Consider the following 12,801-nt stretch of genomic DNA (forward strand, 5'->3'; position numbering starts at 1 on the left):
CCTCCCTCCCGATCCTGAAATCGTCGGGCTTTATATTACCGCCTGCGCATCAGGGGCCGCCGAACGCGGCATGAAACCCAACTCAGTTTCCACGATCGAGCGACGATTGTCTGCGATCAGCTGGAACTGCACTCAACGCGGGATGGCGCTCGACCGCAAGAATCGCGCCATTGCCACGGTTCTGGCCGGCATCCGCAATTCGCATGCCCGGCCCCCACTGCAGAAGGAGGCAGTCCTCGCCGATGACATCATCGCCATGCTGGAAACGCTTGATCGCGGCACCCTGCGCGGCATGCGTGATCGTGCCATGCTGCTCGTAGGCTTTGCCGGTGGTCTGCGGCGCTCCGAGATCGTCGGTCTCGATCTGAAGGCAGACCAGACCGAAGACAGCCGCGGGTGGATCGAGATCCTCGACAAGGGCATGCTTGTCACTCTGCGCGGCAAAACCGGTTGGAGAGAGGTCGAGGTGGGACGCGGCTCGTCAGACGCCACTTGCCCGGTTGCCGCGGTCGAAACCTGGGTCAAGTTCGCCAGGATCGCGCACGGTCCCCTCTTCCGCCGCGTGACGGGTCAGGGCAAATCTATCGTCGCGGAGCGTCTGAACGACAAGGAGGTGGCCCGGCTTGTGAAACGAGCTGCAATGGCTGCAGGGGTTCGCGAGGATCTTAGTGAGATCGAGCGTGCCTTCAGGTTCTCCGGTCATTCCCTTCGCGCTGGCCTTGCCTCCTCTGCCGAAGTCGACGAACGTCACGTCCAGAAACAGCTTGGCCATGCTTCCTCGGAGATGACCCGCAGATATCAGCGACGACGGGATCGCTTTCGGATCAATCTGACAAAGGCTTCAGGGCTTTAGCTAGATCTCCCGTTTCAAATCAGTCATCCCCCTCGCCGCGCATGCCATTCCGCAGACCCAGACCCAGCGTGGCAAAAGCGCCAAGCCGTTACGATCACCGTGCTGGCAAGGGTCTTGGTGCATGAGCCACCAAGAATATCCGAGATCGACACGACCGGCGCGATCTTGGCGGTTGTCTTAGAAGGTCCGGGGGCCATCGCCGCCACGAGATCTTGCGATCAGCGCGAAGTTTTCTAGCCTCAAGCAAATCATCGAATGACGCGGCAAGGCATCGAAAGCTAGGAGGATATTCCACTTTCACGCTCCTCTCAGACATTTCCTGCGGACTGGGCGAATTTGAACACTACTGCGCACGGATTAGGCCGCGCGCGTTGAGGAGAGCAATTCGCTTTTCCATTTGGTCAAGGCTCGAACGACCTTTTCGGACTTTTCCTTGAACTCCCCATCGAGCAGAGCCTGCGCATCCCTGCCATTGCCCTTCAGCGCCATTTCAAGCACGCGAGCTGCGCATTCATGGAATTCCGCATGAACCCTTTTGTTGACCTTGTAAGGCATGCCCAGCTTGGTCTGCGGATCGATCTTTGATCCGTGCAGCCATTTCCCGAGGGCGCATTGATCGTCGCAGCGGACAACGCTCGGCTTGAAATCGCTGGAACTGGTCGTGATCGCCGTTTTCAGCTTCATTTTCCATGTGCCATGGGCGCCGATGCCAGCGGTGATTTCTTCGACATAATAGGACGAATTCATTTACACGATTCTCTGATCTTGTTGAGGAACCGCTCGGAAAGGAGGGGCAGTGTGAAATATACGCCACAGCGGTTAAAAATATTTCGCGTGGTTGCGTAGAATTTTCAATTTAACATCGGTGGATCGAGCCTAAACCGCGCAGATTCTGGTGTTCTTTATTGCCTCCTCGTCGTTCTCGGTATCCGCATACCGTGGCCAACTGCCGGGAAAATGAGGGGCATCTGAGAACCTGAAAGGTCATTGGCCGGCAAGCAGGCGAAGCCGCAATGGCTGACCATGGCCGAGGCGGAAGTCCATTGCAAAGCCGAGGATGGACCCCGACATCATCTGGCCTGTGCCGGCAACGTGCCGACGCTCTAAACGCTTGCCGCCGTCAATCATCTGCGCCAGATCCTGCCACATCTGCGCATTCGGTTAGTCAATGTCGTCAACCTGCTTCAGCTGCAATCCCCGCAACAGCATCCGCACGGTATTTCCGACGAATTCTTCGACACATCTTCTCCCGCGATCGGCCGGTGATCTTCGCCTATCACGGCTATCCCTATCTGATCCACCGGCTGGTTTATAAGCGCGCCAACCACCCGAACTTCAATGTTCGACAAGGCGCCGCTGTTCGTCGCCCAGTAGGCAGTCACCCGCCCGGGAGAACGCGGAACGATCATCATATATGGTGGCGAGCAAGGCCTATGGCGGCTCGGTCATCGCCCATGGCCCCGCCCGCCTACCGGTCCATACCGTCGCGGTCACTGCCGTGTTGCCGATCCTGCTCGGCGCGTTTCAACGCCTGCTGGCGCAGATCCTCCTGCACGCCCTTGGCTGCCACCGCTTGGTCTCTCGATGCCCGTGATGCTCTTCCTTGCGCAATCGCCTGCTGCTGCGCGGTAATTGCCGGATCGACATTGGCGAGCCGCGGATGGTGGTTTTCGCGCGTGCCACCCGTGGCCGAAGCGGCCGTCGACGAACCCGCAGAAGGCGATCCTGCTGAACGCATCTGATCTAGCTCTATCTGCTGGCGCTGCTCGGAAAAAAGTGCAGCGATTTCGCGACGCATTTCTTCAACCGCCTGACGCTCCGACGAACTGTCAACGATGGTTTCGAGCCTATCCATTGACTTGTTGGCGCGGGCGACACGCTCGTCGAACTGCTCGAGGGAAAGTGCCATTTTCTGCTCCTTCTGCTTCTTGAGTGAATTGATCAGGCCGGCAAACTCACCGACAGCCTCTCGTCCGCTTTTTTCCGGGACGGCTGTTTCGTTGAAACGAGCCTTCAGCCAAGGCGTAGGCTTGCCGTCTGGAGCGGACCCGGCCGCCTCGATCGTGACGGATGCTTGGAGGCCTTGAGCAGCGAGAAGTTGGCCCAACTCGCGGCTCACGCGCCGGGACTCGCCACCGGGGCCGAACTTATAGTCCTGCTTCGAAAGCTCCCGCTCGATGTTGCTGATCCCTGCCCCGGTCGGAACCAGAACCCTCGCGATGCGTCCATCGCTCGAAACCGCATCCGGCGATACCGCCAACGCTGACGCGATTGTCCCCGCCTGCATGATCTCACGGGCGGAGGTCGTTTCGATCTGGACAATGAGAAAGCCTTTGGGATCGGCGGCATTCAGCGTACTCGAAGCGAGTGTCGCAAAGCGTTGCGCCGCCTGGATGACGCCTGGTGCAGCTTGAGCTGATTGCAGGACTGATGCCGTTGCCTTCCATTTTGGCGCAAGCGCCAAGGCGCTGTTGCTCAAGGCCGCATTATCCATTCGGCCTTCCCGTTTCAGCTCCACACGTTGAATAACCGTGGCGCTCTTTAGATAGCGCGGATCAGAACGTCCTCGCGCATAGGCACCGGCCTGCGCCTGGCTGAACGGGCGCGTCGCCGCCAGATCCGACCTCAGCGTAGCGACCATCGGAATTCCATGCTGACGAGCTTTTTCCGCGAACGCCTCTCGCCATTGGTACAGTTCGGGCTTGGTCAGCCGCAAGGCTTTTCCTATGTCATCCCTTGCCGAGATCATCGCATGGACATGCACGTGCCCCGTCTCCGGATGATGAGCCGTGATCCAGCGATGACCGGCTACCTGTTCTGCGAGGAAGTCCCGAACTGTTCGGTTGAAAGCGTCCGCGTCCGTCCCGCTTCGCGCTGAAAACACCACATGAAACGCATTCCTGGGTTGGACAGTCCGGATTTGCGAACGCCAGGTGTCCCACGTTGTCGTCGCCATTGATCGAGCCTTTCCCTCTGCATCAATCCGCTGGCCGCCGGACGTCGTAAATGCCGTATGCTGACGAATGAATTTCTCGAGAAAATATTTTCCGGACTTGTCTGAAATCGCCGCGCCTTCGATGCGCACCACGGTTTCGATCCCAGCGTCTTTCATAACCTTGGCGAACGTGCGTTCCGCGGCGCCCGCCCTCCCGTCGCCGTTTGCACGCATCTTCAGTGCTGCCGCCAGTTTCCTGGCATTGATGTCCCTGACCCCGTAGATGGCGACGGAATCATCATACCTCGTGTAGACGAATGGCTTCGACCCGAACGCCATGTTGAGGGCGTTATGCAGGGCTGCATCCGAAACGTTTTCAGTGAGGGTGAGCGAGATCGTGACGATGGCATCGACCGCATATTCCTCACGGAATTCAGCGACCCACTTTGCCAGCAATTCCCGGCGATCCTCGGCGTTGCCCACCAGTCGACCCTCCTGATCGTAGACCGGAATATTGGTTTTTTCACCCTTGCCGTCCGCGCCTTTGACCTCGCGTGTGCCGAGATACGATATGAGGCTTGCCGCCGATGCCCGACTGGAAACCGTCGATGTGATTTTGATGACAACTGGCTGTGCGCCGGACGCGACCGCCGCCCGCGTCACATCTTCGGAGGTCGCACCACGGCTTAGGGCCACCGATAAAGAGGCACTTTCTCTCGCTTTGGTCCATTTGCCTCCACCACCACCCCCGCCGCCGCGACGCGGCTCTTCGTCGAGTGCAGGCTGTACGCCGAGGGTCAGGAGGTTCGAAATATGCGCCGGATCGATATTGCGCGGCGCCTGAAGAACACTGTCGATCGTCAAGCTGTGACGATCAACCTCCAACGACCTGCGCGCCGGCTTTTCGGAGGATGACCTGGAGTTTGACCCTGCATGTCCAACAGGTGGCGCGGTATGCGGATCGCGTTGCGCTCTGCGGCGACGACGTTCTTGCTCCTCGTCGTCACCGACACGTTGGGCCGCATCTGCCCCCACAAGACCTTTGGTTTGAGCGGCCAACGAACCCCAATCAAATGCCACCGCCAGCTCCTTTGCCCGAACCACCGATTTTGAGCAGCCGGTCGATATCAATGCGCAGATTGTACAGACCCGCGAGAAGATTGTGCAGCGACGCGGCGAGCTGCGGTTCATACTCAACACGGCCTTCGTTCATCGCGCGGACCGCTTGGTTGAGATTGACGCCGATCCTTCGCAGTGCCTCTGAATTGGCATTGAGCGCGACGGATACGGACGGTCCGACAGGCAGAGGCAGACCGGCGCGATCCCTCAAAAGACGCCGAACGACGTCGCTTTGGGATTGGTCATCGCTGCAGAGCGCAAGCAACGCGCCCTTTTCCTCTTCCGATAGCCTTACCCTGACAATCTCGCTTCGAGACATGAAATAGTCCCCTGGTCGCGCCACGTGCGCCTCAGAGTGCCGGAGGCGCGAACCGAGCCCTTGGCTGGCAGCCGGGCGGCGTCGAGTTTGTACCACAAACTTGACTATCCTGCCAACAATTAAATTTGTTATATCTAATTCTTTCTTACAGACACTCACGGACTTTACGAGGTGTTCTGTACCGCTCCGGGCGATCAACCAACTCATACCCACGTAATTGCCCACGTAAGCACGGGCAATTAACAGCCCTAAACCAATGCAAACGAGCGCTTTTTCGCAATTAATTATGGGTAACAGACAATCGGCAATTGTCGGTGGGCAATTGCCGATTGTCTTTTGCTAGCAGGCAACGGGAAATTACCAGTTGATTGCTCACCGCTTGATGTTAGTTATATAGAATTTCTGGCGACGACGGAGGCTAAGCATGATCGTCACTATCGCCAATCCGAAAGGCGGGACAGGAAAGACAACCTTGGTCAGAGCTCTGTCCGGAACCGCGGCCTACGCCGGCAATCCGGTTTACCTGATCGATGCTGATAGCCGGGCCAATACGATGAGGTGGGTCGATATTTCAAAACAGATGAATGTCTGGCCTGAGCGCCTTGATGCCAGCAGTTGCGTGGACGCCGACAAGATCTATGACCTTGCCTTGAGCCAGCAAAAAGCAGGCAAGATCGTTTTCATCGACATTGAGGGGACGACAAGCGAAAATCTTTTCGCCGGTCTCTATGCTGCGGACATTGTGATTATCCCGATGCAGACTACCCAGGATGACGTCGTCGCTGGTCTGCAGCTGGCTCTCAATCACCTGCCCGTAATCGAGGAGGAACAAGGACGAAAGGTTCCAGCCCTTATTGTCATCAACCAGCATGACTTCGTTTCAGGACGCGCAAAGGTACACGAGCCTTTGCGCGAAGTCCTCCGAGAAAGTGGCGTCCGTTTGGCCAGTCAACCCATCGCGCGGCGTTCGTCCTATCAGTCGATCGGAGCTGCCGGCACTCTTCAGTCGATTTCAAAAAGGGATGACAAGGCGATCGATGAGATGGAGACTTTGCTGGCTGAGATCATCGCAATCCACACTGCGAACTCGAAGGGTCAACACGCATGAGCCAGTCTGAGAGGAAAAACCTCGTCCTCGGTCTGATTTCAACGAAACGTCAGACTGTTCGTCCGACGCCGGCAAAGCCCGGTCCACAATCGACCTCCGATCCTGACGATGAAGCAGCGCCAGAAAAAACGGTATCTTCGGCGAAACTCCGGTCAATGATGATAAAAGCTGAAAGTCAGGATCCGATTGCAGGCAGACGCTACAGAGACAAGTCAAAGGTGACGACCGGTATCTACATACGCCAGGAGGTCCACCGGAAACTGAAGCTTCTCGCCGCCATCGAGCGCAAAAAGTTCAACAGCTACATTGAAGACGCGATCGACGAATATCTGGAAAAGATCGCCGATCGAATTCCGGACATATCGTGACAATCGCGACATCGCCAGTTTTCCACTTGGCTCCGGCAAACCCTACGGCGCTATGGGGAGCGCGGGTTGCCTTCGCCAGCTCCGCTCGCCCATAGAGGCTCGCTTCGGTCGCTAAGCGCCGTCCAACGGCGCGCGGCTGGAAAACCAGATTTCGATGATCATGCAGCCTCAACAACCGAATGAGGATCCGAGCTGTACCCTCTCATCAAGCCCTCCGGGCCGTTTGTAACTCCGCGTTACGCAACAAGGCCATCAACATAGGCCCAAGGGAAAATTCCCCACGGGCGGTTTTCCGCGTAAGATCTCTCAGATAGCCTCCAGGGGAATTGATATGGGGAGCCCTTTCCAGCAAGCAGGCCATGGCCACTGCCGCGTTCTCTGGTCCCATGACTTCGCAAGCCTCCTCGTAAGCCGAGGGGCTAACGGCCAGCATCGAGCGAACCACAACAGCCGCTGACATAAGGTCGCGCCATCGCGAAATTGTTCCGTCACGGCCATAATCGATGATTTGCGGACACGCCCTCAGCACCAATTCAAGCGGGAAAGTTTTTAACGGTTGCGGCTGGCGTATAGGCTCCGACTTTTCGTCCTGCTCTTTTTCTGAGGCAGGTTCAAGTTCATTGATAGATTCGGTGTTTGAATTCTGTATGTGGTCGCCACATAGGTCGGCATTGCCGTCCATTTTTTCAGAATTGAACTGCTTTTCCAACATGTTGACCACTTCATCGCGCAATACAGCCATGTCGGACGCAATATTTTCGATTTCTTCGCGACCTGCATGGCGTTTGATCGTTGCGACCAAGGCGACATAGCGTGCCTCGATGCTTTCCCAATTGCCGGCAGCACCTTCTTCGATTGCTGCCGAGAGAAGCTTCCGGACATCGCGGCGGCAAAGCGTCAAGCTCTCCTTTGCCCGCTTGAACCGTTGGTTCTCCGCTGCGACCTGCTGGGCATGATGCGCTATCTCGCCTGCGCGAGCGAGCAGCGGAGCGAGATCGAAGCCAAAAGCGTCCTGGATCACCCCTGCCCTGTCCCTGTGAGCATATCGCTTTCCATTCGGGCTGTCGCGACGGACAATAAGTCCAGCTTCAATCAAAGCCGTCAGGCTTCTTCGTAGCGTCGTTCCTGCGATCCCGTGCGCTCGCAGGGAGAGCTGTGCATTTGACGGGAAGACTATCAGATCGCGGTCTCCTGCCAGTTCGCTCTCGGGAAAAAAGCTCAATAATGCGTTGAGAACCGCCAAGGCGCGGTCATGCAGTTTGAAAATCGTTTTGGCCTCGCACGTATCGCGAAACACGCTCCATTTATTAACGCATGCTGTCTTTTCAACTTGAGCGGCATCGAGCTGGCCCTTTACCAGGGCGAGCGTCATCCCTCGCCGCCCGAAGGGCGTCGTTACATTTCCACTTTGCATTTGCCTTCACCCTTCTTCAGGTAAAAGAAATCCGCCCACCAAAAAGGTGCCAAAGACTCTTGACTAGGATTCGTGGAAATGCGATTCTTGATCTTGCTAGAAATCAGGAGAAGGCTTCCACGACTTGTTCGCTTGGGGGCCTTTTTCTTTTACGCTTCAAGCTCCTTGTTTGCTTCTAGAAATTCGTCATAAAGCCGGTCCAGCCGCGTTTCCACGAAGGCTCCAAAGCCTGGCACAGCAATCTTGTTGAAATTCAAATTCAGACGAGCGTCGGTTTCGGTGATTTTCACCGCCTTCGCATCCCCTGCCTTCCATTGTTGTGTTCGCGTTTTCGATTTTGTCGCACGCACGCCTTCCAGCACACGTTCGAAGCGTTCGTCCGACGTCTTGGCCGCGAAATCGTCTGAGCGCACCAACGCGCGGGCTTCTTGCATTTTCGCGCTTTCGGCGACCAGATCAGCCAGTTCAGCCCAGCGCGTGCGACCGTAAGACGGAGCGGGACCGATGGCTTCAATCAACTCGTCAGAAAGGCCCGCAGCCAATGCAATCATCCGTGATAACGCGGCTTTATCGACGCCGAGAGACGCCATGATAATATCTCGCGAAAATCCCTTTCTCTCTAAACGCAGAGCGAAAAACGTTTTTTCGATGTAAGAAAGATCGGTACGTTCGTTATTTTCCTGGCCCTGGCTTACGACAAGTTGCTCGTCGGTAAGCTGACGAATCACCGCTTTGATCGTTCCGCCGATTTGCTTGACTGCGGCCAAGCGACGGTGACCATAGGCGGCTTGGTACCGTCCATCTGTTTGCGGATGAGGGCGCACCAGGATCGGGACCTGCTGCCCATGTTCCCTGATCTGCGCGATGAGGCTGCTCAATCCGCCAAGATCGACTGTCAGCCTGTCGGGCACAAAGGAGCTGTCGATTAGAAGCGGATCCAACTCCACGATGGTTTGGCCGTGTGCGAGTTGTTTTTCAAGTTCGGCGGCACGCTGTGCTTTCTCGGAAATCCCTCCAAGTGATTGGGAAAACGCTCCAACTGCCCCTGATCGGCGTAGCGGCCTTTCCAAATTCGCCAGCGGGCGAATGTCATCTGACGGCCCACCATCAGAGGGAGCGCCAGATGGCGTCTCTGTTTCGGCATCGCCAAAGAGGTTCTTCCTGGCCATCGCTTACTTGCGCCCCCAGGTTTGCTTGACGAGATCCTCGATTTCCGTGTTGACAGCAGTCAGGGATTCAAGAGCTCGGTCATAGGTACCGCGCGTGAATTGGCTCCGATCGACTTCGTAAATGGTTTGCTTGGTTAGGCCAGCATCGGAAATAGCGGTCGACTTCAACATCGCGTTGGTCAGAACACGATTCCCAAATATTGATCGCATGAACCCGGACATCTGGGCCTGCGGTCCATCGTTTGGCTCAAACCGGGTAATGAGATATCTCATCCAGTCATAGTTCATTGAACCCCCGGCATCTTCAACGATTTGAAGCAGATCCCCGGTCATCTGCAGGAACTGGCTCATCGACATGACATCGAGCATTTGCGGGTGGACTGTGATCAACACCGCCGTCGCAGCACAGAGCGCCGATAAGGTGAGGAAGCCGAGTTGCGGCGGGCAGTCGATGACCACGATGTCGTAAGCGCTCTCGATCTCGGCAAGGCATTCACCGATGCGAGCGAAAAACATTGAGTTCATATCCTTACGTGCCATGAGCGCCTTTGGCGTTTCATGCTCAAACTCCATGAGTTCGAGATTGCCCGGAATGATATGGAGATTGGGGGTGTAGGTGGCACGCACGATGTCAGCAACATCACGACGAGCGTCGTCGTAACGGATAGCGCCGTAAAGCGTCTCATTCTCCCCGACGTCAAGTTCCGGCTGGTGTCCGAACAACGCAGACAACGAGGCCTGCGGGTCAAGGTCGATGGCAAGCGTCCTGTATCCCCGAAGGGCTAGGTATTGCGCGAGATGGGCGGAGGTCGTTGTCTTGCCGCTCCCCCCCTTGAAGTTCATGACAGAGATGACCTGAAGCTTTTCGCCGTCACGGCGGTGGCGAACGTATTTCCCTGGTCCCTTCCCCCCTTCATCGAGAAGTTTACGCAGCGCCTCGATATCATCGACCGAATAGGTACGACGGCCGGTGGGGCTTGGCTCAGGACCGTGCCCTTCGGCCACGATTTGACGAAGATAACCTTGATGGATGCCGATGAAATCGGCGGCCTCAGCGGAGGTGAACTGTCGGATGCTTTTGCGTGACGTTGGTGGAAAGGTGCGCTGCTGGTGCGCTTGAAGTTGGCGCATCAACTCGTCCGCGTCGGAGGAGATCAAGGAACGCAAGTTTGCGCTGTGAGCGGGCGCGGCTGGTTTCAACATCGTGGCCTCAGGTTTCGTTTCTGCGCTTTTTCAACGAATTCTTACTAATATGCGCTGATGAAGCTAATCCGATTCCGCGAGTCGGGCAAACCATTTTTAGTTAATGGAAAGTTAACACAAGTTTTTCGTTGTACATGTACAACTGGATTTCAATCTCGGGCGAGCCACAGCAAAGTCGACAGGCATCGGCTCCGCGAGCCAGCGTTTCGACAATCACACAGGTGATCCCAGTTGTACATGTACAACTAGGAAGCCCTCCCTAGCTCGCCGCCCCGGATCGGCGACGTCATCGATGCTTTGCGAGGGGATCGATGCGAGGATAGACGAGGCATTCAATTTCGCAACCGCGTTCGACCCGATCTAATCGACCAACTCGCGGCCAATCCCCGGGGTCATCGATTTCGACCCAGGCCAGATGGAGTGTGACAACGCACTGTTCTGGACCAGCGGATCGAGATCTAGCCGTCCTGGAGCGGCTAACGAAGCCCGGCGCCATCATCCGACCCCTGTCCGATCGCTCCGACACGATTGCGCGGGGCCGCGCAATACCGGCCATATCCCAGTAGATCGTTGAGTGCCGTTGTGGTCGCGCCACAACGCAACACGAAGCAGGAGAAGGACGACATCAAAGCCCGCCGCAAATCGAAAACATGGAAGCCAGGCCAGCTGAAGTCCGGCATCTGAATCGCGGCCCCCGCTGGACGGTGATGCTTTCCAAGGCAGAGACCCGGGCGAGCGGCACTCCCCGCCGCTCGCCATCGCCATCCCGGCGTTCAGTTGCCAGAACCACGTCTCGATCGAATGCAAGCGTGTGCGGATCCCAAAAAGGCTGGCGACGATGCCGCCGCCTATGAAAGAGCCCCTGTTAGGGGCTTCTCGACCAGCCCAATACGGCAGGCGCCGTGTGGGCGAACACCCGGCCCGGGCTTATGTCGGACGTGACATGTCATGCCCATAATCGGAAGTCGCAGGTCAACTCGCATGTCAATCACGTCTTTGCCGAGGAGTGGGCGGGATTGACAAGTTCATCAGGACCGTCAGTAAGAAGAGCGGGCGCCCTAGCAATCACTTCAGCATGAAGCGGGCGACGCTCCAGAAACGCCGACCGCTGGCGACAGAGATCGTCTGCCGGGGCCGAAAATAGAGCCAAGGTGAAATCATCGCACTGGCTTGAAATCCCCCTCTAACCGGCACACAACAAGCCCGCCAATCGAATTTGGTCGACAGAACCGTCCAAGGGCGTCGTCGTGCTCAGTGCGCTGACGACATTGTTCACGCCATCTCTATTGAGTTACCTCTTGCCATGTCTTCAGCTACGTCTCTCGGTTCGAATAATAGAAGGTGATTGTTGATCAACCGCGGCGGAAAGCGGCGCTGGGTTCAGTTGGATAACCGGATGTCGAACCGCCGTGATGCGGGTAGTCGATGCCGAGAGAGCAGTTGTACACGTACAACAGACCCCATTCATTCTTTCAAACAGAACCAAGAGGATGGAAAGTTGACGGCGGAACCCGTCCGATTTTCAGAAATCCCGTCGGCTTGTACTCGTCCTCGTCTGAACTATGTCATCCTGCCAATGGCCGATCCAAACTTGTCGTTTGTTGAAGAAGGCGCACAACCATTGACACGGCAAGATCGCCATATCGCATTAGGTTGTCATCCGACATCAGCGCATGAACTTGAGCGCCCAATGCGTGCCTGGACCGAGCTTTACGTCATCGATTGCAGGAGGAGCAGCCAATCATCGCAATCCAGCTGATTGTATTCATCGACCGCCAAGCCGCACAGATATGTGCACCGCAGCCTGACCTCTTCCATGGAGGCTGGACGCTTTGTCATCATTTCGCGGCATGCGTTACGCTCTTCGTGTCGGGCGCGGCTCCACATGGAAACCGTCTCGTCATGCCCGGGATCGCCAATCTCTAACGCAAGGCGACGCCTTGTAAGATAGGCGACTTCCATTTGATACTGGCGATGTCTCTCTACGGCCGTCTTCATTCCCGGGCTTTGACGTAGGATCTTGTTACCGCCTTCTGCTTTGTTCATATCCGCTCCCCCTGCGTCAGTCGACCTGGTTGACCTGGTCTGGCCTCGCTCCTTTCCGGAGAAACGGAGGACTATCTGGGGAAATGAAAAGACGATCTTCGTCTTCCAAATGAGATGACAGGCGCGGAGCCGCAATCGCCTGTAGACCTAGCTCATTGACGAGGGAGAAGCGGGCTGTCCAAACCGTTTGGGTATACAGTCCATCACTATTGAACGTTATTATTGGGTAGTGCGTCTTCCATGGTCCTAAGATCATTAACTCGCTTC

The 12,801-nt window shown here is 56.5% G+C and carries 10 protein-coding genes and 1 pseudogene; 4 read left to right on the plus strand and 7 right to left on the minus strand.

The window, feature by feature from the left end:
* A partial coding sequence (locus tag GVK95_RS20810; protein ID WP_159952613.1) for a site-specific integrase occupies nt 1-853 on the plus strand: 853 nt, incomplete at its 5' end.
* Nucleotides 854-1,210: 357 nt separating this feature from the next.
* Here the strand turns inward: GVK95_RS20810 and GVK95_RS20815 are convergent.
* Complete coding sequence (locus GVK95_RS20815) at nt 1,211-1,600, minus strand: CZB domain-containing protein (protein WP_159952614.1); 390 nt, start codon at nt 1,598-1,600, stop codon at nt 1,211-1,213.
* A gap of 240 nt (nt 1,601-1,840) precedes the next feature.
* Here GVK95_RS20815 and GVK95_RS25300 point away from each other — a divergent pair.
* A pseudogene (locus GVK95_RS25300) lies at nt 1,841-2,199 on the plus strand (phosphoketolase); the annotation flags it as partial.
* A gap of 122 nt (nt 2,200-2,321) precedes the next feature.
* On the opposite strand, the gene GVK95_RS25305 reads toward GVK95_RS25300, so the two are convergent.
* A complete protein-coding gene (locus tag GVK95_RS25305; protein ID WP_159952615.1) occupies nt 2,322-4,868 on the minus strand; it encodes a relaxase/mobilization nuclease domain-containing protein in 2,547 nt (848 codons plus the stop codon).
* Nucleotides 4,858-5,433: a hypothetical protein gene (locus GVK95_RS20830; RefSeq protein WP_159952616.1), complete on the minus strand. Its 576-nt coding sequence runs from the start codon at nt 5,431-5,433 to the stop codon at nt 4,858-4,860. Before GVK95_RS20830 ends, GVK95_RS25305 begins: the two co-directional genes overlap by 11 nt.
* A 217-nt stretch (nt 5,434-5,650) precedes the next feature.
* Here GVK95_RS20830 and GVK95_RS20835 point away from each other — a divergent pair, with 217 nt between their 5' ends.
* A complete protein-coding gene (locus GVK95_RS20835) occupies nt 5,651-6,334 on the plus strand; it encodes a ParA family protein (protein ID WP_159952617.1) in 684 nt (227 codons plus the stop codon).
* Nucleotides 6,335-6,552: 218 nt separating this feature from the next.
* The gene (locus GVK95_RS20840) at nt 6,553-6,702 is read left to right on the plus strand and encodes a hypothetical protein (RefSeq protein ID WP_159952618.1); all 150 of its coding nucleotides are present in this window, start codon (nt 6,553-6,555) and stop codon (nt 6,700-6,702) included.
* A gap of 205 nt (nt 6,703-6,907) precedes the next feature.
* On the opposite strand, the gene repC is transcribed toward GVK95_RS20840, so the two are convergent.
* From repC to GVK95_RS20860, 4 genes are all read right to left on the minus strand, one after another.
* The gene (gene repC / locus GVK95_RS20845; protein WP_159952619.1) at nt 6,908-8,116 is read right to left on the minus strand and encodes a plasmid replication protein RepC; all 1,209 of its coding nucleotides are present in this window, start codon (nt 8,114-8,116) and stop codon (nt 6,908-6,910) included.
* Nucleotides 8,117-8,265: 149 nt separating this feature from the next.
* Entirely contained in the window at nt 8,266-9,285 is a 1,020-nt protein-coding gene (gene repB, locus GVK95_RS20850; protein ID WP_159952620.1) for a plasmid partitioning protein RepB, read from the minus strand.
* 3 nt (nt 9,286-9,288) lie between these two features.
* Entirely contained in the window at nt 9,289-10,488 is a 1,200-nt protein-coding gene (gene repA, locus GVK95_RS20855) for a plasmid partitioning protein RepA (protein WP_159952621.1), read from the minus strand.
* A gap of 1,710 nt (nt 10,489-12,198) precedes the next feature.
* Nucleotides 12,199-12,534, minus strand: a complete 336-nt coding sequence (locus tag GVK95_RS20860; RefSeq protein WP_159952622.1) for a hypothetical protein — start codon at nt 12,532-12,534, stop codon at nt 12,199-12,201.
* Between the last annotated feature and the right edge of the window lie 267 nt (nt 12,535-12,801).

Source organism: Rhizobium sp. 18065 (assembly GCF_902706095.1).
Classification (GTDB): domain Bacteria; phylum Pseudomonadota; class Alphaproteobacteria; order Rhizobiales; family Rhizobiaceae; genus Allorhizobium.

Excerpts from the sequence above, each read along its gene's own strand:
- GVK95_RS20815 (WP_159952614.1), bottom strand. The coding sequence starts at position 1,600 with ATGAATTCGTCCTATTATGTCGAAGAAATCACCGCTGGCATCGGCGCC.
- GVK95_RS20830 (WP_159952616.1), bottom strand. The coding sequence starts at position 5,433 with ATGAGTTGGTTGATCGCCCGGAGCGGTACAGAACACCTCGTAAAGTCC.
- GVK95_RS20835 (WP_159952617.1), top strand. The coding sequence starts at position 5,651 with ATGATCGTCACTATCGCCAATCCGAAAGGCGGGACAGGAAAGACAACC.
- repC (WP_159952619.1), bottom strand. The coding sequence starts at position 8,116 with ATGCAAAGTGGAAATGTAACGACGCCCTTCGGGCGGCGAGGGATGACG.
- repB (WP_159952620.1), bottom strand. The coding sequence starts at position 9,285 with ATGGCCAGGAAGAACCTCTTTGGCGATGCCGAAACAGAGACGCCATCT.
- repA (WP_159952621.1), bottom strand. The coding sequence starts at position 10,488 with ATGTTGAAACCAGCCGCGCCCGCTCACAGCGCAAACTTGCGTTCCTTG.
- GVK95_RS20860 (WP_159952622.1), bottom strand. The coding sequence starts at position 12,534 with ATGAACAAAGCAGAAGGCGGTAACAAGATCCTACGTCAAAGCCCGGGA.